General features: G+C 67.7%; 25 protein-coding genes and 1 tRNA gene. 10 read left to right on the top strand and 16 right to left on the bottom strand.

Going from position 1 to position 19,431, the window contains the following annotated elements:
• Positions 1-2 precede the first annotated feature (2 nt).
• Positions 3-584: a copper chaperone PCu(A)C gene (locus tag ACIBK9_RS00525; protein ID WP_397154064.1), complete on the bottom strand. Its 582-nt coding sequence runs from the start codon at positions 582-584 to the stop codon at positions 3-5.
• 251 nt (positions 585-835) lie between these two features.
• Here ACIBK9_RS00525 and ACIBK9_RS00520 point away from each other — a divergent pair, with 251 nt between their 5' ends.
• The 4 genes from ACIBK9_RS00520 (at position 836) to ACIBK9_RS00505 (ending at position 2,652) form a co-directional block, all read left to right on the top strand.
• A complete protein-coding gene (locus ACIBK9_RS00520; RefSeq protein ID WP_043624891.1) occupies positions 836-1,318 on the top strand; it encodes a CarD family transcriptional regulator in 483 nt (160 codons plus the stop codon).
• Between the two features lie 17 nt (positions 1,319-1,335).
• Positions 1,336-1,806 (top strand): 2-C-methyl-D-erythritol 2,4-cyclodiphosphate synthase, encoded by a 471-nt coding sequence (ispF, locus tag ACIBK9_RS00515; protein ID WP_358289293.1) that lies wholly within the window; start codon positions 1,336-1,338, stop codon positions 1,804-1,806.
• Positions 1,807-1,993: 187 nt separating this feature from the next.
• Positions 1,994-2,284 carry a GlsB/YeaQ/YmgE family stress response membrane protein gene (locus ACIBK9_RS00510; RefSeq protein ID WP_352322343.1) on the top strand — a complete coding sequence of 97 codons (291 nt, stop codon included), beginning with the start codon at positions 1,994-1,996 and terminating at the stop codon, positions 2,282-2,284.
• 98 nt (positions 2,285-2,382) lie between these two features.
• Complete coding sequence (locus ACIBK9_RS00505) at positions 2,383-2,652, top strand: GlsB/YeaQ/YmgE family stress response membrane protein (RefSeq protein WP_352322341.1); 270 nt, start codon at positions 2,383-2,385, stop codon at positions 2,650-2,652.
• 105 nt (positions 2,653-2,757) lie between these two features.
• On the opposite strand, the gene ACIBK9_RS00500 is transcribed toward ACIBK9_RS00505, so the two are convergent.
• Complete coding sequence (locus ACIBK9_RS00500) at positions 2,758-3,750, bottom strand: DUF2637 domain-containing protein (protein WP_397154061.1); 993 nt, start codon at positions 3,748-3,750, stop codon at positions 2,758-2,760.
• A 29-nt stretch (positions 3,751-3,779) separates the two neighbouring features.
• Between ACIBK9_RS00500 and ACIBK9_RS00495 the strand changes: the two genes are divergently transcribed.
• Positions 3,780-4,196, top strand: a complete 417-nt coding sequence (locus ACIBK9_RS00495; protein WP_397154059.1) for a PPOX class F420-dependent oxidoreductase — start codon at positions 3,780-3,782, stop codon at positions 4,194-4,196.
• 43 nt (positions 4,197-4,239) lie between these two features.
• Complete coding sequence (gene cysS, locus ACIBK9_RS00490) at positions 4,240-5,631, top strand: cysteine--tRNA ligase (RefSeq protein ID WP_397154057.1); 1,392 nt, start codon at positions 4,240-4,242, stop codon at positions 5,629-5,631.
• Between the two features lie 128 nt (positions 5,632-5,759).
• Here the strand turns inward: cysS and ACIBK9_RS00485 are convergent, their stop codons facing one another.
• Both ACIBK9_RS00485 and ACIBK9_RS00480 read right to left on the bottom strand, forming a co-directional pair.
• On the bottom strand, positions 5,760-6,011 hold the full coding sequence (locus ACIBK9_RS00485; protein ID WP_397154055.1) for a hypothetical protein: 252 nt from the start codon (positions 6,009-6,011) through the stop codon (positions 5,760-5,762).
• Positions 6,012-6,087: 76 nt separating this feature from the next.
• Positions 6,088-6,852 (bottom strand): methyltransferase domain-containing protein, encoded by a 765-nt coding sequence (locus ACIBK9_RS00480; RefSeq protein ID WP_397154053.1) that lies wholly within the window; start codon positions 6,850-6,852, stop codon positions 6,088-6,090.
• A 428-nt stretch (positions 6,853-7,280) separates the two neighbouring features.
• On the opposite strand from ACIBK9_RS00480, the gene rlmB reads away from it, so the two are divergent.
• Positions 7,281-8,252, top strand: a complete 972-nt coding sequence (gene rlmB / locus ACIBK9_RS00475) for a 23S rRNA (guanosine(2251)-2'-O)-methyltransferase RlmB (RefSeq protein ID WP_397154051.1) — start codon at positions 7,281-7,283, stop codon at positions 8,250-8,252.
• Between the two features lie 20 nt (positions 8,253-8,272).
• A tRNA-Thr gene (locus tag ACIBK9_RS00470) sits at positions 8,273-8,345 on the top strand.
• A gap of 61 nt (positions 8,346-8,406) precedes the next feature.
• Here the strand turns inward: ACIBK9_RS00470 and ACIBK9_RS00465 are convergent.
• The 8 genes from ACIBK9_RS00465 to ACIBK9_RS00430 form a co-directional block, all read right to left on the bottom strand.
• Positions 8,407-9,621, bottom strand: coding sequence for a tyrosine-type recombinase/integrase (locus tag ACIBK9_RS00465; RefSeq protein ID WP_397154049.1), 1,215 nt, complete (start codon positions 9,619-9,621; stop codon positions 8,407-8,409).
• Positions 9,618-9,809, bottom strand: coding sequence for a helix-turn-helix domain-containing protein (locus ACIBK9_RS00460; protein WP_397154047.1), 192 nt, complete (start codon positions 9,807-9,809; stop codon positions 9,618-9,620). The genes ACIBK9_RS00465 and ACIBK9_RS00460 overlap by 4 nt, the downstream gene beginning before the upstream one ends.
• Positions 9,806-11,410, bottom strand: a complete 1,605-nt coding sequence (locus ACIBK9_RS00455) for a replication initiator (RefSeq protein ID WP_397154045.1) — start codon at positions 11,408-11,410, stop codon at positions 9,806-9,808. Before ACIBK9_RS00455 ends, ACIBK9_RS00460 begins: the two co-directional genes overlap by 4 nt.
• On the bottom strand, positions 11,407-11,562 hold the full coding sequence (locus tag ACIBK9_RS00450) for a hypothetical protein (RefSeq protein WP_397154043.1): 156 nt from the start codon (positions 11,560-11,562) through the stop codon (positions 11,407-11,409). Before ACIBK9_RS00450 ends, ACIBK9_RS00455 begins: the two co-directional genes overlap by 4 nt.
• Positions 11,559-12,977, bottom strand: a complete 1,419-nt coding sequence (locus ACIBK9_RS00445) for an FtsK/SpoIIIE domain-containing protein (RefSeq protein WP_397154041.1) — start codon at positions 12,975-12,977, stop codon at positions 11,559-11,561. Before ACIBK9_RS00445 ends, ACIBK9_RS00450 begins: the two co-directional genes overlap by 4 nt.
• Before the next feature lie 84 nt (positions 12,978-13,061).
• A complete protein-coding gene (locus ACIBK9_RS00440; protein WP_397154039.1) occupies positions 13,062-13,376 on the bottom strand; it encodes a hypothetical protein in 315 nt (104 codons plus the stop codon).
• Entirely contained in the window at positions 13,373-13,639 is a 267-nt protein-coding gene (locus ACIBK9_RS00435; RefSeq protein WP_397154037.1) for a hypothetical protein, read from the bottom strand. Before ACIBK9_RS00435 ends, ACIBK9_RS00440 begins: the two co-directional genes overlap by 4 nt.
• Entirely contained in the window at positions 13,640-14,065 is a 426-nt protein-coding gene (locus ACIBK9_RS00430) for a plasmid replication, integration and excision activator (protein WP_397154035.1), read from the bottom strand. It abuts the gene before it with no gap.
• A gap of 201 nt (positions 14,066-14,266) precedes the next feature.
• Between ACIBK9_RS00430 and ACIBK9_RS00425 the strand changes: the two genes are divergently transcribed.
• Positions 14,267-14,572, top strand: a complete 306-nt coding sequence (locus tag ACIBK9_RS00425; RefSeq protein ID WP_397154033.1) for a hypothetical protein — start codon at positions 14,267-14,269, stop codon at positions 14,570-14,572.
• 13 nt (positions 14,573-14,585) lie between these two features.
• On the opposite strand, the gene ACIBK9_RS00420 is transcribed toward ACIBK9_RS00425, so the two are convergent.
• Together ACIBK9_RS00420 and ACIBK9_RS00415 are read right to left on the bottom strand one after the other, a co-directional pair.
• Positions 14,586-15,317 (bottom strand): GntR family transcriptional regulator, encoded by a 732-nt coding sequence (locus ACIBK9_RS00420; protein WP_397154031.1) that lies wholly within the window; start codon positions 15,315-15,317, stop codon positions 14,586-14,588.
• Positions 15,318-15,566: 249 nt separating this feature from the next.
• On the bottom strand, positions 15,567-15,851 hold the full coding sequence (locus ACIBK9_RS00415) for a hypothetical protein (protein WP_397154029.1): 285 nt from the start codon (positions 15,849-15,851) through the stop codon (positions 15,567-15,569).
• A gap of 345 nt (positions 15,852-16,196) precedes the next feature.
• Here ACIBK9_RS00415 and ACIBK9_RS00410 point away from each other — a divergent pair, with 345 nt between their 5' ends.
• The gene (locus tag ACIBK9_RS00410) at positions 16,197-17,486 is read left to right on the top strand and encodes a hypothetical protein (RefSeq protein ID WP_397154027.1); all 1,290 of its coding nucleotides are present in this window, start codon (positions 16,197-16,199) and stop codon (positions 17,484-17,486) included.
• Between the two features lie 396 nt (positions 17,487-17,882).
• Here the strand turns inward: ACIBK9_RS00410 and ACIBK9_RS00405 are convergent, their stop codons facing one another.
• Both ACIBK9_RS00405 and ACIBK9_RS00400 read right to left on the bottom strand, forming a co-directional pair.
• Positions 17,883-18,329 (bottom strand): hypothetical protein, encoded by a 447-nt coding sequence (locus ACIBK9_RS00405; protein WP_397154025.1) that lies wholly within the window; start codon positions 18,327-18,329, stop codon positions 17,883-17,885.
• A 238-nt stretch (positions 18,330-18,567) separates the two neighbouring features.
• The gene (locus tag ACIBK9_RS00400; RefSeq protein WP_397154024.1) at positions 18,568-19,191 is read right to left on the bottom strand and encodes a hypothetical protein; all 624 of its coding nucleotides are present in this window, start codon (positions 19,189-19,191) and stop codon (positions 18,568-18,570) included.
• Positions 19,192-19,431 lie beyond the last annotated feature (240 nt).

The following is a 19,431-nucleotide window of genomic DNA, read 5'->3' as shown; positions in this document are numbered from 1 at the left end:
CGTCAGTGGGCCTCTTCGGTGGCCGTCGGGGTGGGCGACGCCGAGGGCGTCGCGACCGGGGTGGCGTTGGGGGCGGCGGGGTAGTCCTTGAACTCACGGCTGCGCGTGACCACAGGGACGGTCAGGGTCACTGTCCCGGCGTTGGCGAACTGGAGGTCCAGACGCACGCTCTCGCCGCCTCTGAGGCTCGTGGAGATGCTCTCCAGCATCAGCTGGGGCTGCGGCTTGCCGGTGTTGACGAGCTGGTTGGGGGGAAGCTGGATCGGCGCGGCGACCTTCACGGACCCCACCGAGCCCGCGGAGACGGCCTGGAGCGTGTCGGCGGCGCCCGCGGTGTTGAGGATGTTCAGGTAGATCGGGGCTGAACCGCGCCACGGGAGCTGGGCGCCGGAGTCGGGGCCGAGGATGAACGCCTGCGGGATGTGAATGCCGCGCGTGCCATAAGCACCCTGGTCGATGAGTGCGACCGCCTCGTTCGGGGCGTACGGCTTGTTGGTGTTGGCGTCGAATCCTGCCCCGCAGCCCGCGAGCACGGGGGCTGCCAAGAACGCGGCGGCTACGACAATCCAGCGACGGCTGGTCACGTGCGGGTTCTCCTTGCTCTTGCGCGGTATGGCGCATGGGGTGTTGGGCAGCGCCTACCATATCCACCTGAATCCATGGTCATATCCGCACCCCTGCAGGTCATTCGCTATGTCCGGAAATGCGATTCATACGGTCGAGGACTTGTCAAGCCCCAATATGCGGCTTTGACCTGCAGTTATGAGGATTTCACTGTTCCGGGAGCCTGTGGATGCGTGGTACCCTGGAGTACAGCGGAAGGGGTACTTGTCACATGACTTTCCAGGTCGGCGACACTGTCGTCTACCCCCACCATGGGGCTGCTCGGATCGAAGCAATCACGAAGCGATCCATCAAGGGTGAGGAAAAGACCTACCTGGTGCTCAAGGTCGACAAGGGCGACCTTACCGTCCAGGTGCCAGCAGAAAACGCGGAACTCGTCGGTGTGCGCGACGTCGTCGGCCAGGAAGGCCTTGAGCGGGTTTTCGATGTTCTTCGGATGCCGCACACGGAAGAGCCGACCAACTGGTCGCGCCGTTACAAGGCCAATCTGGAGAAGCTCGCCTCCGGCGATGTGAACAAGGTTGCGGAGGTGGTTCGCGACCTGTGGCGTCGCGACCGCGAGCGCGGCCTGTCAGCGGGCGAGAAGCGCATGCTCGCGAAGGCTCGTCAGATCCTCGTCAGCGAGCTCGCGCTCGCCGAGAAGACCAATGAGGACAAGGCTGAGGCCCTGCTCGACGAGGTTCTCAACTCCTGAACACGAATCTTCCACGGGTGGGCGTCGGAGTCGACGTCCACCCGTTCGCTTCGGCGGACTCGGGGCGTGAGCTCAGCCTCGCCGGCCTGCACTGGCCGGCCGAGATCGGGCTCGACGGCCACTCCGACGGCGACGTCGCCGCGCATGCCGCCTGCGACGCGCTGCTGTCCGCGGCCGGCCTGGGCGACCTGGGCGGGCTGTTCGGCACGTCCGATCCCCGCTGGGCCGGGGCTTCCGGGGTCACCCTGCTGGAGGAGACCGCCCGCCAGGTGCGCGCGGCGGGCTTCGAGATCGGCAATGTGGCCGTCCAGGTGATCGGCAACCGTCCCAAGATGGCTCCGCGGCGTACCGAGGCCGAGCTGGCGCTCGGCGGCGCCGTGGGGGCGCCGGTGAGCGTCTCGGCCACCACCACCGACGGGCTCGGGCTCACCGGGCGCGGCGAGGGGATCGCCGCCATCGCCACGGCCCTCGTGGTCAACCTTTCCTAGGCATTCAGCGTCTTATGTGTGGGATGCGTGAGGGTGTCCCGGCGGGTCGTCGCCGAACCCGCCAACTGTGGGGGCGGCGGTTCGTCACTGGCGCGGTACGGACCGCCGCCTTCCTCAGGGGGTAGTTTCCCCAGGTGTCGGGTATGTCCCCATCTAAGACATGTGAACGTCTCGGGGGGAGCTACACATGATCGGCGCGATCGTTTCCGCAGTAGTCATCGGCGCCATCGTCGGTGCGCTGGCCCGGCTGATAGTGCCTGGCAGGCAGAACATGTCCATCGGCCTGACGCTCATCGTGGGCATCGTGGCCGCCCTGATCGGCACCCTGATCGCCCAGGCGTTCGGCTGGGCCGACACCAAGGGCATCGACTGGCTCGAACACATACTCCAGCTCGTCCTGGCTGTGGTCGGCGTGCTCCTCGTGACGCGGATGGGCTGGGGAGGACGCGGTGGACGCACCGGCCGAACCACGACCTGACCTGCTCGTTCGTAAAGCCGGCGCATAATCGCCGGCGATCGGGTAGCGAAGCTCCCCGTGAGAGTGAACGGCTCACTCTCACGGGGAGGTTTCGTGTCATGACCATTCAGTCCATCCTTGGCGCCATCGTGATTGGCGCCGTCATTGGCGCAATCGGTCGCCTGCTGCTGCCCGGCAGGCAGGCCATCGGGTGGATCCTCACCATCGTCGTCGGCATCGTCGCCGCCCTGCTGGGCACCCTCATCGCCCAGGTGCTCGGCGTCGAGACGACCCCCGGCATCGACTGGATCGAGCTCGTGATGCAGGTCGTCCTGGCGATCGTCGGTGTCGGCCTGGTCGCCGGCCTACGCCGCGGCTCCAGGGTCTAGCGGGCGCCAGGGATGTAGACGAGATAGACGCACACGAAACGGCCCGTCCGGGATCATCCCGGACGGGCCTCTCGTGCTTCTCGCGTTTCTTCGTGGCTTGGCCCGCTATTCCTCGGGGTCCGGCGGGCGCGGAGTGCTGCGCAGGCGGCCGGAGGGGGCCTGGGTGTCCTCGTGGATCACCGGGTGGGGCGCGGTGGCCTCAGAGTCGCTCTGGGGCGTCCGGGGCTCGTCGGCGGCGGGGCGGGTCCGGCGGTCGTCCTCGATGACGGGGACGGGCTGGGTGTCGACGTCGCGCGTGTCGGTGGCCCGGGTGTCGGTGCGGGGGTGGACCAGGACGTCGGTCGGCTTCACCCGGTCGCCCCACCGGACCGGCCGCCTCAACGGCTCGGGTTCGGGTTCGGGTTCCGGTTCCGGCTCGGGTTCCGGTTCCGGGTCGGGCTCGGGTTCCGGTTCGGGCTCAGGGGCTCGTACAGGCTCGGGTTCGGGCTCTTGCACGGCCCGCCACTCGGACACCTGGGCCGGGACCGGCGGCGTCTCCGGCGCGGCCGTGGGCCCCACCAGCGGCGTGGACTCCAGCACCGGCGGGGGCGCCTCGGTCACGAGCGGCGGCGGCGTGTCGGCCGCGCGGCCCGGGTGGAAGGGGACGAAGTCGTCGTCGTCCGCCTCCTCGCGTGCCGCGCCCCGGTGAGCCTGGACGTGCTTGATCAGCAGCAGCCAGAGCCACAGGGCCACGGCCAGCATGACCCAGGGCGCCAGGGCCACGCCCACGGCCACCTGGCGCGCGTCGAAGGTGAACCGCAGCGCGGTCGCCACGTTGGCCGCCGCGGCGGCCACGATGAGCAGGACCAGCACGGTGGCGGCCTGCGCCCGCACCAGCGGCCGGGCGGGGCGCAGCAGCAGCACCCCGAGCAGCGCGACCACGAGCAGCGCGTCGAAGGCGGCCGGATAGAGGAAGGCGAGGTCCTGCCGCGCCTCGCCGGTGACGGCCAGCGCGCGCAGATCGTCGAAGGACAGCGCGCAGGCGGCTCCGGTCAGAGCGGCCACCGCGAGCCCGGCCAGGGCGATGCCCAGGCGACGGAGCGTAGAGGGGGGAGTCACGTCCATGGCGCCTTCGAGACTACAGAAGAATGGGGATCACGACCGATCGAGGGAGACACATGCCCGAGCTGCCGGAAGAAGCGCGCGAACTCCTGGATGCCCCGAATCATGCGACGGTGACCAGCCTCAACCCCGACGGCGGACCGCAGTCGACCGTGGTGTGGGTGCGCACGGACGGCGACGACGTCCTGTTCTCGACCGTCCGGGGGCGGGTGAAGCCGCGCAACTTCGAGCGCGACCCGCGGACGAGTCTGCTGGTCATCGACCCTGGCAATCCCTATCGCTACCTGGAGGTGCGCGGCCGGGTGACGATCGAGGAGGACCCCGAGGGCGCGTTGATCCAGGAGCTGGCCCACAAGTACACGGGCGAGCCGTGGAAGGACAAGCCGGGCACTGAGCGCCTGATCATCCGGATCCGTCCCGACAAGGTCACGGTACGAGGCTGAGTAATCGGCCTACGAGAGCCCCCGAGGCGTTAGCCTTGCCTTCGTGAGCCTGCACATCTACGACACCAGCACGCGCGCCATCCGTGAATTCGTTCCGGTCGAAGCCGGCCGGGCGTCGATTTACCTGTGTGGGGCCACCGTGCAGGCTCCTCCGCACATCGGGCACATCCGCTCAGGCGTGAACTTCGACGTGCTCAGGCGCTGGCTCACGCGTTCCGGATACGACGTGACGTTCTGCCGCAACGTCACCGACATCGATGACAAGATCATCAGAGTGTCGGCCGCGGAGGACGTGCCCTGGTTCGTGATCGCCGAGCGCAACCAGCGGGCCTTCACCTGGGCCTACGACACGCTCGGCTGCCTGCCGCCCACCGTCGAGCCGCGGGCCACCGGCCACGTGCCCGAGATGATCACGCTGATGGAGCGGCTGATCGAGCGCGGCCACGCCTACGCCTCGGGCGGCGACGTCTACTTCAGCGTCCAGTCCTACGCCGACCACTACGGCAAGCTCTCCAACCAGAAGCTGGAGAACATGCGGGCCGCGGCCGACACCGACGACGAGTCGCTCAAGCGCGACGCGCGCGACTTCGCCCTGTGGAAGGGCGCCAAGCCGGGCGAGCCGACCTGGCCCACGCCGTGGGGGCTCGGGCGTCCCGGCTGGCACCTGGAGTGCTCGGCGATGGCCACCAAGTACCTCGGGCCGACGTTCGACATCCACGGCGGCGGCATCGACCTGATCTTCCCTCACCACGAGAACGAGATCGCCCAGTCGCAGGCCGCCGGCGACGGCTTCGCCCGCTACTGGATGCACAACGGCATGCTCAAGATCGGCGCCGAGAAGATGAGCAAGTCGCTCGGCAACTCGCTGCTGATCCCCGAGATGGTGCAGAAGGTGCGTCCGGTGGAGCTGCGCTACTACCTGGCCGCGCCGCACTACCGTTCCTCGATCGAGTACTCCGAGGAGGCGCTGCTGGAGGCGGCGGCGGCCTACCAGCGGATCGAGGGCTTCGTCACGCGCGCCGCCGAGGTGATCCACGACGTCGACGCCGACGCGCCCCTTCCGCAGGCGTTCGCCGACGCGCTCGACGACGACCTCGGCACGCCGCAGGCGCTCGCCGTGGTGCACGAGGTGGTGCGCGAGGGCAACGTGGCGCTGTCGCGGGGCGACAAGGAGGCCATCGCGCGCCTCCTCGCCGAGACCCAGAACATGCTCGACGTGCTCGGCCTCGACCCTCGCTCGCCGCAGTGGCGCGGGAGCGGCTCCGACCTGTCGCCGGTGGTCGACGCGCTGGTGGCGGTGGCCCTGGAGCAGCGCAAGGCCGCGCGGGCCCGTAAGGACTACGCGGCGGCCGACGCGATCCGCGACCAGCTCGCCGCGGCGGGCATCACGGTCGAGGACACGCCGCACGGCGCCCGCTGGGAGCTGGCCCGCTGACCTTCCGCCGCTCCTGAGTGACGGCGGGCGCCTTTCGCGTCCGCCGTCAGCCGCGGAGGGCCGTGACGGCGGCGTCGGTGGTCTCGATCACGATCGTGTGGTAGCCGTCGATGCGCGAGACGATGCCCTCACGCGGGCCCTGGTGCCATGCCGGGCTGGTGTAGAAGGCGTCCTCCTGCTCGTCGCGGGTCTGTTTCGAGGGGAACGCGCGGATGAGGTACGCCTCCCTCGTGGCCGTCCTCGTCCACGAGGGAGGCGCCGCTGCTCACCACGTCGATGCCGGCCTTCGCCAGGAGGGGGAGGGCTTCTTCGTGCATGATCTGGAGGAAGTCTGCGCGGGTGCCGGGTTTGAGGCGGTAGGTGCGGATCTCCAGGATCATGCGGCTGCTCCTTGGGGGATGGTCGGGGTGGTGCTGGGTGGCGGGCACGTTAGTCGGTGGTCGCTGACATCTTCCGTCAGTGTTCTCGGGGCTCGTGCTCGGGGGGTTGGCTGATGGAGTTTGGGGTTTCCGGCTTGTCTATCGGCTTGGCGGTCGGTTCGTCGGTCGGCTTGGCGGTTGGTTTGTCGGTTGGTTTGTGGGCCAGGAAGAAGGCCTGCGGGCCTGAGCGGGGTCTTTCGCTCTCGTCGGGTTCGCGGATGAGCTGGGCGTCCAGGGACAGGCCGGCCTTGGCGAGGAGGTCGGCGATGTGCTCCGGGGGAGTCCAGTAGACGTCCAGGGACAGCTTGTGGCCGTAGCCCTGGCTGAGGTGTCGGCGTTCGTCGCCGACCTTGAACGCGATCAGCAGGTGGCCGCCCGGCGCCAGCACGCGGTGGATCTCGGCGAACACGGTCGGCAGGAGCTCCGGCGGGGTGTGGACGGTGGAGTACCACGCGACGGCCCCGGCCAGGGACGCGTCCGCCAGGTCCAGCGCGGTCATGGAACCCACTTCGAAGCGAAGGCCGGGGTGGCTCCGGCGGGCGACGTCGATCATCCCTGGCGACAGGTCGATGCCGAAGGCGTTCACCCCGAGGGCGTGGAGGTGGGCGGTGACGCGGCCCGGTCCGCAGCCCAGGTCGGCCACCTCTCCGGCGTCCGGGCCCTGCACGAGCTCGGCGAACGCTCCCAGCATGGCCCGGTCCAGGGGCTTGGCGTCGAGTTCGTTCCTCAGCAGGTCGGCGTATTCGGGGGCGACGGTGTCGTAGGCCGCTCGGGTGGCTTGGAGGTAGGCGGACTCAGTCATGGCCAAGGACCATAACCGGCCTTTGGGGTGGGGGTGGGCGCTTTCGGAGTCGTCCGGGGCCGGTTCGAGGTGGGCGCCTTTTGCACTGTGCGGGGGGCTGTGCGGGGGCGGTTTGGGGACGCTTTGGGTGCTCTGCTGGGAGAGGGCGGGCGGGCCTGCGGTCGTCGCGATGTGCGGTCACGGCGTCGCGTGCGGCCCGATCTCGCGTGCGGCCCGATGAGGCGATTTGTGGCGATGTGCTGACGCAAGACGCTCAGTGAGGTGGTGAGCGGCGCGCTATGTGCACCCTGAGGGCAGGCGGCTCGCCGGGTGTGCCGCGGCCGGTCGTGTGCGGACGTCAGTGTGCGGACGCCGTCCTTCTCGGCGAGATCGGATGGGGGCTTGCCCGGCGGGATCGGGTGGGTCGACGGGCCGATACCCTTGATGGCATGGCAGCAGGCGGTAGGGCATCGGGCAGGCCCGCGAAGAAGAAGGGCCCCTCCAGAGGCACCGGGGGCCAGAAGCGCCGGTCGCTCGAGGGCAGGGGCGCGACGCCGCCTGCCGAGATGCGCCACTGGTACAAGGACAAGGCCAGGTCCGAGCGCATCGCCAGGGAGGACCGCGGCGGCGAGACGCGCCGTCCGGGCAGCGGCCCGGCCCGGCAGAAGCGTTCCGAGGACGCCCCCGAATACATCGGCGGCCGTAACCCGGTGCTGGAGGCGCTGCAGGCCGGGGTGCCCGCCAACGCCCTCTACGTGGCCCAGCGCGTCGAGAACGACGACCGCGTACGCGACTCCATCAAGATCGCGGCAGAGCGCGGGATCGCGCTGCTCGAAGTCACCCGCGACAAGCTCGACCGGATGACGGAGGGCGTCGTCCACCAGGGCATCGCGCTCCAGATCCCCGCCTACGACTATGCGCATCCGTCCGAGCTGGTCGAACTGGCCCAGGACGCGGCCGAGGTCCCGCTGATCGTGGCGCTCGACTCGGTCACCGACCCGCGCAACCTGGGCGCCATCGCCCGTTCCGCCACCGCGTTCGGCGCGCATGGCCTGCTCATCCCGTCCCGCCGCTCGGCCGGGGTGACGGGTGGCGCCTGGAAGACCTCGGCCGGCACGCTCGCCACGCTGCGGGTCGCCCGCGCCTCCAACCTGACGGCCGCCCTCCGCGAATACCGCGAAGCCGGCCTCTTCATCGTCGGCCTCGACGGCGCCGGAAAGATCGACATCGGCGACGCCGACCTCCTCGCCGAGCCGCTCGTGGTCGTGGTGGGCTCCGAGGGGAAGGGGCTCGGCCGGTTGGTCCGGGAGCAGTGCGACGTGGTCGTCCGCATCCCCATGCAGGCCGCCGCGGAATCCCTCAACGCGGGAGTCGCCGCCGGTGTGGCACTGTACGAGGTCGCTCGTCACAGGCGCCGCTAGCGTCTACACTGGTAGGCCGTGCCGACGTAGCTCAATCGGCAGAGCATCTGTCTTGTAAACAGAAGGTCAGGGGTTCGATTCCCCTCGTCGGCTCTGCAAGCGAAAGGCCCCTGAGCAGGCTTTATGCCGTCAGGGGCCTTTTGTATTCCGACCTTCAACCGGTGTCTTCGGCGCCTTTGGGAGCCACCTTGGGAGCCACCGGATCCTGTCCGCCCAGGAGGGCGCTGGAGATGGCTTCCGTGGCCGCGCGCCGGTCGCCCTCCAGTAGATGGCCGTAGACATCCTTCGTGATCGAGATGCTGGCGTGGCCGAGGACTTCGGACACGACGTGCAGCGGCGTGCCCTGGGCCAGCATGAGCGATGCGCCGGAGTGGCGGAGCTCGTGGGGGTGCCAGTGGCCAAGGCCCGCCTTCTTGGCCAGGCGGGAGAACAGGTGCGAGAAGGTGTCTGGGTCGGATGGATTGCCGAAAGCCGTCGGGAACATCAGCCCGTGCTCCGTCCACCCCTCGCCGGCCTTGAGACGTTCCTGGTTGTGCGCGGCCTTGTGTCGTTTGATCGCCTCGATCAGCTCGGGAGTAAGGCAGAGGATACGGCGTGATCGCTTGGTCTTGAGCTCACTGATCACGATGCGGGTCTTGGTCGTGGTGTTCGGGTCGCGGTTCTTGAGTCGCTTGACGGAGTGGGTGACACGGAGGGTGCGGGCGTCCGGGTCGAAGGCGTTCCACATGAGTCCGAGTGCTTCGCCGCGACGCAGTCCGAAGACGAGGGCCAGGAGGACCAGGACGCCCATACGATGATCGGCTGCTGTGCTGAGGAGCATCTTGCCCTCATCGACAGTGAGTGTCCGGCCCTCCTCGACCGGGACGCGCGGAGGCATGGACAGGGCCGCGACGTTCCGCATGACCAGCCCCTCCCGCTCAGCCTGGCCCATGGCCTTGCGCAGCACGGCACGCATGTTGCGGACGCTGTTCGCCTTGTATCCCGCCGTGCGCTTGGCCTGCCACAGGGCATCGACTTGGGCCACGGTGAGCTTGGTCAGCTTGTGACGGCCCAGACCGGGCTTCAGGTGCAGCCGTACTGTGTCCTCGTAGTCGTCCAGGGTCCCATCGGCGATGTGGCCGGGGAGGTTGAGCAGCCAGCGATCGAGGAACGCGCCGACCGTCAGCCGGTCATCCGGTACCGGAGCGCCCTTAGCCAGGGTCTCCTTGAGCTTGCGAACCTTCTCGACGACTTCGGCTCGGGTCTTGCCGGAAACCTTCTTGCGGGTGCGCTTGCCATCCGGGCCGTAGCCGAGTGAGACCGCCCCGCGCCAGCGGTCGCCGTCCTTGTAGATCGAGTCTTCGTTCTGGCCGCGCTTCCTGGTGCTCATGCGGTTTCCTCTTCGAGGTGGGTGACGAATTCGGTGAGTGCTGTTGCCGGGACGCGGCGCAGGGTGCCGATGCGTACCGATCGGAGCGCGCCGGAGCGGATCAGTTCGTAGACCTTGGTGCGGCCGATGCCGAGGTGTTCGGCCGCCTCTTCGGGACGGAGGAGCAGAGGGGCGACATTCGTGGTCATGCGGCCCTCCCCATGTCCTCGGTTGCCGAAAGATCTTGTCCGGTTGCTCTGGCTTCCAGTTCGCGAAGGTGGGTCCGCCAGCGTTGGCGTTCGGCCACGGTGCGCAGGAGCCGGATGGCGAGTGGTGGCACGTTGGCGTCTCCGGCTGGGACGGGTCTCCAGACGTAGCGGTGTGGGTCTGGTGTCTCGTCGGTCTGGCCGAGGGCTTCCAGGACCCAGGTGCGGCGGTCCTGCTTGTGTTCGGCCAGGGTCTTGTTGCTCCACTTGCGGGAGACGAGGATGCGGCGTCCTGCGTAGCCGAGGTGGTCGGGCTTGTGGGCCTTGCTGCGGCAGCGGCCGGGGAGCATGCCCGGTTTGGCGTTCTTGGGCTGGACGCCGTAGCGGAGCCAGTTCGGGCAGATGGGTGAGCAGGGTTCGTAGCGGAGGGCGTCCAGCATGCGGGTGGCGTGCTGGTGCTGGGCCTGGCCGCCGTCCAGGGCGTCGCCGATGGACTTGGTGAGGTACTTGGACAGGTAGCGGATGCACTGGTCGGCGTCTGGGGTGCCGGCGAGCACGCCTTGGACGTCTACTTGGTCGCCGAAGCGGATGACGTGGAGGGGGGCGGCGTCCTCGTCGAGGGCGTCGTCCCAGGTGGGCAGAACCTCGCCGGTAGCCGAGTTGAGGTAGCCGGTGCCGTCTTCCCAGATCGGTAGGTGGTCGCCGTCGAAGATGACTTCGTCGGCCTGTGGCCACCAGACCTGGTGGTAGGTGGCGGCGGCGATCTGCTTGATCTCGGCGCGTGGGAGCGTTCCACGGATGGCCATGTGCAGGTGCGGCGCGAGCCGCTCTTGAGGCTCCACGGAGGCGAAATACTGCACGTCGTAGCCCGCGACGCGGCGAAGGTTCTGCACGAAGCGATCGATGAGCTTGGAGAAGTGCAGGGCGTCTCGTGCGGCGCGGCGGTAGTCGTAGGTGTCGGGGTCGATGGGGGCGCCGTCGCGGACCTTGCCGTACGAGGGCAAGGTGAGCGTGACGAACAGAGACGGGCGGTAGGTCTTGCCGTCCGTGCCTTGGAAGGTGCGTCCGAGGGTCGTGTTGGTCATCTTGCGCTTGGGCAAGTCGGGCGCGTCCTGGCGGCGTCTGGTGGAGCGGGAGCGCTTGGTGGTCGTACGGCCGAGGATGTTGCCGCGCATGCCTGCGGCGTTGATCTCCTCGTCGAGGCCGGTGATGATCGCGTCGAGTTCGGTGGTGTCGTCGCCGGCCTGTTCGGCGGCATCCCGTCTGGCCTGCATGTCGGCGCGGAACTCGATCAGCCAGCGCTGCTCTTCGTTCGGGTCGTCGGGTGTGATGGCAGGTTCGGTCTCCAGGTGCCAGCCTTCGCGGCATTGGGCCTTGCGGAGCTGCTTGTTGCGTGTGGCGCAGGGCGGGCACTTGCTGTCGAGGGTGGCGCCGCACGGTACGTCGATGATCTCGGATTTGCCGGTGACGGTGTCGAGGCGCTTGAGCGGGATGGGGCGGATGCAGACGCCGTGTTGCTTGGCGACTTCTACCAGTACGTCGCGGGCCATCGGCATGGCCTGGCGGATGGTTCGGGGGAGTGCGCGGTCGTGCGCATGGGTCATGCGGTCCTCCCTTCGTCGGGGTCGGGGACGATGAGCGCGGTCTGGCCGCACTCGGTGCACTCGACCAGGGCGCGGACCGGGTCGAGGCGGAGAACGTTCAGGGCGAGGCAGGTGGCACAGCGCAGGCCGTCGAGCAGGTGAGAGAGCGTCATGCGGCCTGCCGGTAGTAGGCGACCATGTCGCGGATGTCGGCGTCGGAGACGTAGGCGGCGCGGACGCGGATCGGTTCTGGTGAGGTCTCCAGCCGCATGTAGGCGATGCCGGCCCCTTGTTCGGGGATGGGTGAGATGTGGTCGGCGAGTGCGCCTCGGTCGCGGGAGCCGTCGCCGAGGACCATGTCCACCTGTTCGGACTCGTCCAGGCGGAGGGCGATCTTGTCGGGGAACAGGTTGCGGATGTTCATGACTTCCTTGCGTGGGTCTTGGAGGGCGGCCATGACGCCAACACCGACTGACCGGCCTTGGGTCGCCAGGGTGGCCAGGGCGGCGGAGATGCGTTGCCGGAGATGCTTGTCGGGCTGGTAGGCGGTCAGGAACGCGACCTCGTCGACGAGCACCAGGACGAACGGGTCCTCAACGGTCGGGACGTGGGAGCGCTGGAGGCCGGCGAAGCGAGCGGCCCGCTTCTGCATGATGGAGACGGCCTCGTCGAGCAAATCGGCGCAGTCGGACGGGTCGGCGGCGTAGCGGCCTTGGAACAGTTCACGCCCGAAGGACAGCTCCATCAGCTTCGGATCGAGCGCCCAGACTTCGGCCAGGCCCGCCCGCATCGCGGGGAGCAAGCCGCGGATCGTGTCCCACAGGAACGAGCCTTTGCCGGCCCCGGTCGCGCCCGCGATCAGGACGTGGGTGCCGTGGACCTTGAGCCGGAGCGGTCGGCCGTCCTCTTGCTTGCCGATCTCGACCGGGCCGACTGATGGTTCGTTCGGGATGGGAAGGGCGGGCATGGGAGCGGCCAGGGGATCACTGCGTGGGAACGTCAGCAGCAACCGGCCGCCTTTGATGAGCGCGACCCGGCACGAGGTGGTGCCGAAGCCTTGGGCGAGGTTGTCGATGCGGTCGGACCAGTCCTTGACCGCCTGACCGGCGAGCATCCGGACGGTGACGCGGTCGGCCCAGCCGTCGCACTGGACCTTCATCAGGCGGGGCATGTAGGCCCGGCCGTTGATGCGCTTGGCCAGCCCGGAGACCTCCATGACGGCTTGCCAGTGTCGGCGGTAGACCGACATCAGCCGCCACCAGGCCAGCAGGCGGAAGCCGACGAGGCGCGAGAAGGAGTCGGGCTCGGTGAAGGCCCAGGCGAGCAGGGACAGGACGGCGAAGCCGAGCGTGGATGCCGTGGCGGGCCAGCCGTACCAGTACCAGGCGACACCTAGGGCGACGGGCAGGGCGGCGGCGATCGGATGCCGCCACGTCGTGCGGACGAGGGCGGACAGGAAGCGCCAGATGTAGATGATGAAGGTGATGATGGCGGGTGTCTTGACGACGGCCGGGCGGAAGACGACGGCCGTGTCGGGCGTGGTGGAGACGAGGTTGCGCGCCTCGTCGCCAGGCAGCCGCTTGAACATAAGCTTGGAACCTCTCGTGATGTGGAGTCAGGGGAGAACCGAGGGGCCGCCGGAAGTTGCCGCTTCCAGCGGCCCCGCCTCATGTCAGGTCGCAGGGTCGGTGGCGTCCTTGTCGGCCTGTTCGGCGTGCAACTGCTCACAGTCGGCCAGGTAGCGGGCAGCGGCGGTGAAGATCTCGCGGGCGGTGCTCAGGTCGGCGTCGGTGACCGGCCCGGCTCCGGTGGTGGAGATGTGCACGTTCGCCTCGGGCGAGGCGAAGTCCAGGTACGGGCGCGGGTTGCTGAGCAGCAGCCCGGCACGGACCTTCAGACGCGAGGTGTGGAACGAGACACCGACATGCGGTGCCGAGTCGGCGTCCATGGACAAGGTGACGTAGGTGTAGGGCTTGCGCTCGCTCATGCCGCCACCCCCTTGCCGTCGGGCAGGCCGTAGAAGCTGCGCTCGATGGAGCGGGCGAAGCGGTTGGCCGCGTGGGCGAGCTGGCGGGCGAACTCCAGGTCTTCGACGGTCACGGGTCCGTTGGTGGTGACCAGGACGGAGGTGGCGCCGAAGTCGAGCGCCAACACGGGCTCACGACGCGGGAACGGGTGGTTGAGGGTACGGGCGGCGTGCCCGGTGGTCAGCCGGATCACGCTGTTGCGCGGGGTACGGCGTCGGGTCATTTAGGCGGCGTCCTTTCCGGCCGAAGCCTTGTTCTGAGCGGGCTGGGCAGTCTGGCGAGGCGCGTACATCTCGCGAACCTTGATCGAGTAGGCGAGGCGTCCGGCTGCGTTGACGTAGGGCGTGACGGACATACCGTTGAACTCGACCGGCGTGAACGGCAGCCCCGGCATCGGCTGCGGGGGCACCGGCTGGACCGGCGCGAGGATCTTGACCGCGACGGTCTTCTGGGCGGGCTTGAGAGTCGGGTCACCGTCCATGACCGCGACCTGCCAGACCAGCTCAGAGGTCTGCTTGTCGCGGGCCTGCACGAACCGGCCGTTGGACGAAGCGTCGAAGTCCTTGACGGGCTCGACTTCGCCGACGATGTAGCAGCCGTGCGGGAAGACCATGGCGAAGGTGACGGGGATAGGGCCTTGCAGAGCCATGACGGCTCCTCTCTTGAATGTCTGACACTTGACCTATCAAGTGATGCTCTGAGAGTAGGCCGATCAAACTTGGTAGGTCAAGTGTCGAGGAGAAAGGTGACGGCGATCTGACCAAAGAGAGAGATCGCGATGTCATATTGTGTCCCTGCTGGTACTGAAAGTCGCTGGCCGACCGGAAGCCTCAGGGGAAGAATCCAGATCATGGAACCGGGCCCGCCGCCCAAGGATGCCGCCTGGCCATGGCTGCTGTTCCTCTTATGGATCCTGGGCACACCCCTCTTGGGAGTGCTGTGGTTCAGCTACGGCTTTGCCCTCGTCGGAGGGCAGGCAACGAACCGGCAGCTCTCTCAAATCTGCGGAAACGCCATGGTGATCGTCGGAGTCGGCGCACCCATGTTGGGGCTCGTCCTCGCCCTCGTCTCCCGACGGCGCAGCGCCGCCATTGTCTTCACCCTGGCCCTACTCGCGGTGACCGTTCTCTGGGCGGGGCTGGCGCTGCACAAGTAGCCGGAAGCGCCGGTCAGTCGATCGGGTAGGCGTCGTCCAGCTCGTGGCGATCCGCCGGAAGCAGCACCTCCACCACGACCAACGGCCGGCCGGAGGCATCCCGAACGGCACCGAAGACCGCCAGCAGCGGTACGTTCTTCGGCATGCCGAGCTGCTTTGCCTCCTGGGCCGTGGGCATGCGGGCGGTGATCTGCTCCATGATGTGATCGAAGCGCACCCCCTTGCGCGACTGGAGATGCTGCCGGACGCCCTGCGGCAGCGCCTCACCGCTGGTCAGGTCGGTGCCCTCGGACAGCTCCAGAGGCAGCCACAGCGACACCAACTCACTCGGCTTACCATCGCGCACGACCAGCCGCCGACGTAGGAACGCCTTGCTCTTAGGCTGCGCATCCAACAGCACCGCTACCCGGTTGGGCAGCGCCACCGCGCCGGCCTCGACCAACTCACCCGAGGTGTCCGTCTCCGGGTTGGTCAGGTACGCCTGTCCAGGACGATTGGACTCCACCGACGCCATCGCCGGACGGCCCCGCACGAACCGCCCCTTGCCCTGCTGAGACTCGATCCAGCCCTGCTCACGCAGCACCCGAAGCGCCGCCACAACCGTAGGGCGGGAGACGCTGAACTCCTGGATGAGCTGGTGCTCACTGGGGAGCATGGAACCGGGCGGATAGGTCCCCGACTCGATACGCCGTTGAAGGGCCTGCACAAGCTGCGCATACTTCGGCGGTACGGACTCTAGCGACATTCTGACCGTCCAACACCCGACAGGTTGTTTTACCAAGTTTGAGCGTATCCGGCTTGCCGCCGCCTGTCCATGTGCTTCGCGGAAGCGGGAGCCGGACATGAAGAACCGGCAGGCAGCGCAGCGACCGGGCTGGGAAGGGTGCCGCGGGGGACGCCACTGCAACTGCCTGCCGGGGAAGGCACGGCGAGACCGGACGATGACCCTCACCCCCCTTTGGAAGGGATCACCTCTGCCTCGCCGTGCCCGTCATCACCTGGCGACGTACTCAGCCAGGACGTTCGCCGCGCCCTCCGGGTCGCTGGTCGGGTGCCGCTTCTCGGCGCTCTGCCAGGAGTAGTAGGCGCCGCCGTACCCCACGAACACCCACACCGGCAGCCCCTCCACCGGCCTGTGCACCAGCAGCACGCTGTTGTTGTCGCGCAGCTCGGCGTTCACGCCGAGGCCCGTGAGACGGTCACGCAGCCGGACGAGCATGATGCCCTCGTTTTGACTCTGCGCGAAGCCCGCGTTCACCGCCTGAATGATCGAATTCATTTCACGCTCCCTTCGGCCCGGCCGCTTCCGAGGCAGTCGAGACACTCCCGCTCCTCACCCAAGGTCTGATCTCCGTCGTCGTCGCCGATGAGGAGCGCACGGCGTGAGTCACGCAGCTTGATCCCGCGTCCCCGGCAGGCGGGGCAGCACGACGTCTTGCTTGTCTCGTCTGGCCGGGTCACCGTCGCCATCTCCTCGTTCATCCGGCGTTCCCTGTGGCGGGAGGCCGCGTGACGTACCGTGGTTGCTTGATGACAAGTCCACCGGCAACCGCGTTTCTGCAGGACCCCTGAACGGCCCCCTTGTTTCCCCTTTCGAGCCCCCAGCCGGGAGGAAGACCCGCAGATGCCCGACTACATCCCGAACGTGCGGCTACGTGCCTGGCGCAACGAGCACAGGCTCACTCGCGCGGACATGGCCGACCGCATCAATGCCACGCCGGTAGGTATCGCCGAACGCCTGACGTGTGACGAGGAACGGGTCCGCCGCTGGGAGGCCGGCGAAGTCCGATGGCCTCGCACGCCCTACCGACTCGCGCTGACGCAACTGACCGGACTGGAACCGGAAGCACTCGGGTTCTTCCAGGGAAGGCAGAACGACAGCCGCATCATCGAGGCTCGCGTCATCCCAGCCGACGCGCTGCGAGCCGAAGCCGATCTCTACGGGACGATGGAACTCGCCCAGCAACTCCAGGCATCCGACGTCGGAACCGGCACCCTGGAGGCCCTTGCCGAGGCCGTCGACCTGTTGTGCCGCGCCTATCCGGTCGTGCCCGCAGGCACGCTCCGCGACCGCACCCAAAAGCGCCTCGCCCAGATCAACCACCTACTGTCTGGGCGCCTCACTCTCGATCAGCATCGCGAACTGCTCGTGATCACTGGATGGCTGACCGCGCTACTGGGATGCGTGCACTATGACCTGGGTGAGAGGGAAGAAGCCGAGACAGCTCGACGGGCCGCGTTCGAGATGGGCCGCCAGGTCGGACACGGCGAACTCATGGGCTGGGCACACGAGATGTCCGCGTGGTTCGCCCTCGTTGAAGGCCGCTATGAAGACGTCGTCACCTCCGCCCGCATGGGCCAGGCAGTCGCCGGCACCAGCAGTGCCATGGTCCAACTCACTCTCCAAGAAGCCCGTGGCTTGGCCCGCATCGGAGAGCGCCGGGAAGCCGACCGTGCCCTGACCCGCGGAGCCGAAGTCCTCAGCAGCCTGCCTATGCCCGACCACCCAGACCACCACTTCGTCTTCGACCACGCCAAGTGGGTCTTCTACGCCGCCACCTGCTACACCTGGCTCGCCGACGACGACCGCGCCGAAGAACACGCCCGCGAAACCATCCAGATGCACACCCGCCCAGACGGCACCTCAAACGCCCCCATGCGAGTCGCCGACGCACACATCGATCTCGGTATCGTCCACGCCCGCCGAGGAGAACTCGACGCAGCAGTTGACGAGGGCCTGGCCGCATTCGACATCGACCGCCGATCGCTCACAGACCTCGTGAACCGCGCCGGAGATCTCGACCGCGTACTACGGCAACGCTACCGACGCGAGGCACTTGCCGAAGAGTTCCACGAACGCTTCGTAACCGCCCGGAGAGCCTTGACCAGCCGCCGTCCTGACCTGCTCGATTGAGAGCAACGAGGGCGTACTTGCGGGTCTGCCGAATTGCCGAGTTGTTCTTTTAGGTATCAAGCGGCGGCGCGGCGCGCCGCCGTACCCCCGGCCCTCCGCCCGCCCGCCGTCCGGGCGTGCGGCCTGGGGGCCGGTCCCGGACGGCGGCGGGACACCGGGCCGGCCACCGCACGCCGGCCCCGCCGGACCAACCAAACGCACCGGCCGGGGTTGCCACGCCGCCGCACAGGTGCAGCCCTACGATCGCCACGGCATGGCCGGTCGTCGTAGATGGCTGGGGGCGATCGACGATCCGTGCTTCGTTCCTCAGCACGGCTCACTGAGCAGGGTCGTTGCGGTCCAGCTCCATGCCGAGGGGGCTCCCCGGCGTCTGGGAGCTACACGGTGAGCTTGTGGTCAAGACAGCTTCGGGGAGGCGGCGGTTCTGCGGAGAGCCGTCTCGTACTGCTGTCTGTCGAAGACGAAAGGACCCAGCGCTCTGAGGTTCCAATTGCGACGGTGGCCGTTACGGAACCCAGACCAAGTGACGATCTGCTCGGTCACCTCGACCTGCGCGGTCAACGGCCAGCATTCCCACTCGCCGCATTCGCAGCCCAGCAGCACCGTCTCTCCTTCGGAAAACCATTGGAGATGGGGTGCCCCGAGGAAATGAGTGCTTGGCCAGCAGATCAAGTCCCGCTCCAATAGCCCCGCATAGGCACCCGCGATGCTTGGGTTGGAGGCCAGTGGTAGTTCGACGACGCGTGCGAGTTCGATGAGATTGATGCCATCGATCAGGATGTCCATGTGCAGATAGACGCTGGGGGCGACCGGCCCTTCAACGCGGAACTCGATCACATTCACGGAGACACCTTATGTCCTCAATTTAAGATGCCTCGCCACTTTCGACGGTCACGAACGCCCTCTGGGACACCAGGACAGGGCCGAGCCCCAAGATCCGGGAGCAGGCCGTGATCGATGATGTTCCCAGGCTGACAGTGTGGGTTCGATTCCTGTCACCCGCTCTCAGCGTGATGGCCCAGATCGTGGGGGGAAGCGCCCCTCCTGAGCCGGGCCTCGCGCTCTTTACGAAGCCAACCCGTCAGTCATTCGGACGTATGACGGCGCTCCCAGAGACGTCGGCCTTCCTGCCCTTCACCCATACAGACGGCGACCACCTGCACGGTTCCTCCTCTTCTCCGATGGGGCTCATCGCGTTCTCTACCGCCTCTTGCGGCGAGACCTCGAAGTAACCGTCATAGAACGGTTCGTCGAAATCGCGGCCGATCGACTCGGCGAGCCACGACGCGAAGGTGATGTCCTGCGGAAAGAGCGCGTGATCCAAGCAGCACAAATTGGGGTCCCATCCCCACATCGCCCCTTGGGGATCACTGCAATCCAGCAGTGACGCGATCGCACATCCCCAGTCCAACAACTGGATCATGCCCGGCCGTGGTTCGCAAGGATCAGTACGAAACGCAAGAGCCGACTCAGTGATGTCCGCGTAGATGTCGCTTCGCCAGAAGTCATAGCCCCGTACACCGATGATGCCACCGCGAGGACCGAAACCTCCGTTTCCCACCTCCAGATACAACCGTCGCAGCAGCGAAGGGAGCGGGTAACCGATGGCGTCTTCAGCCTCGGCGACAGCCTCGGGCGAGGCCACCGGTAGGACATCGGGCCCAGCGTCTGACCGTATCGCTTCGAAGATTTCATCCTCGGTCATGATCTGCACTCCGCGTGCGGGGGCCGGCCGCTGGAGGAGGGCCTGAAGTCGTCCACGTCCATGATGCTGCCAGCTTCGACCGACAATGCCACAACACAGAGGCATCGATCGCGCGCCAGATCCATGCCAGAACGAGCGGCGCTCGGCGGTAAATTACGGAGACTCACGGTCACCTGACCCGCCTTCACCTGCACCCTTGTCCCCCCAGCTCAGGACCGCAAGATGAGTAGCCTATTCCCA

It is taken from the genome of Nonomuraea sp. NPDC050227, assembly GCF_044459705.1.
Classification (GTDB): Bacteria; Actinomycetota; Actinomycetes; order Streptosporangiales; family Streptosporangiaceae; genus Nonomuraea.
This window is presented reverse-complemented; position numbering and strand designations above follow the sequence as displayed.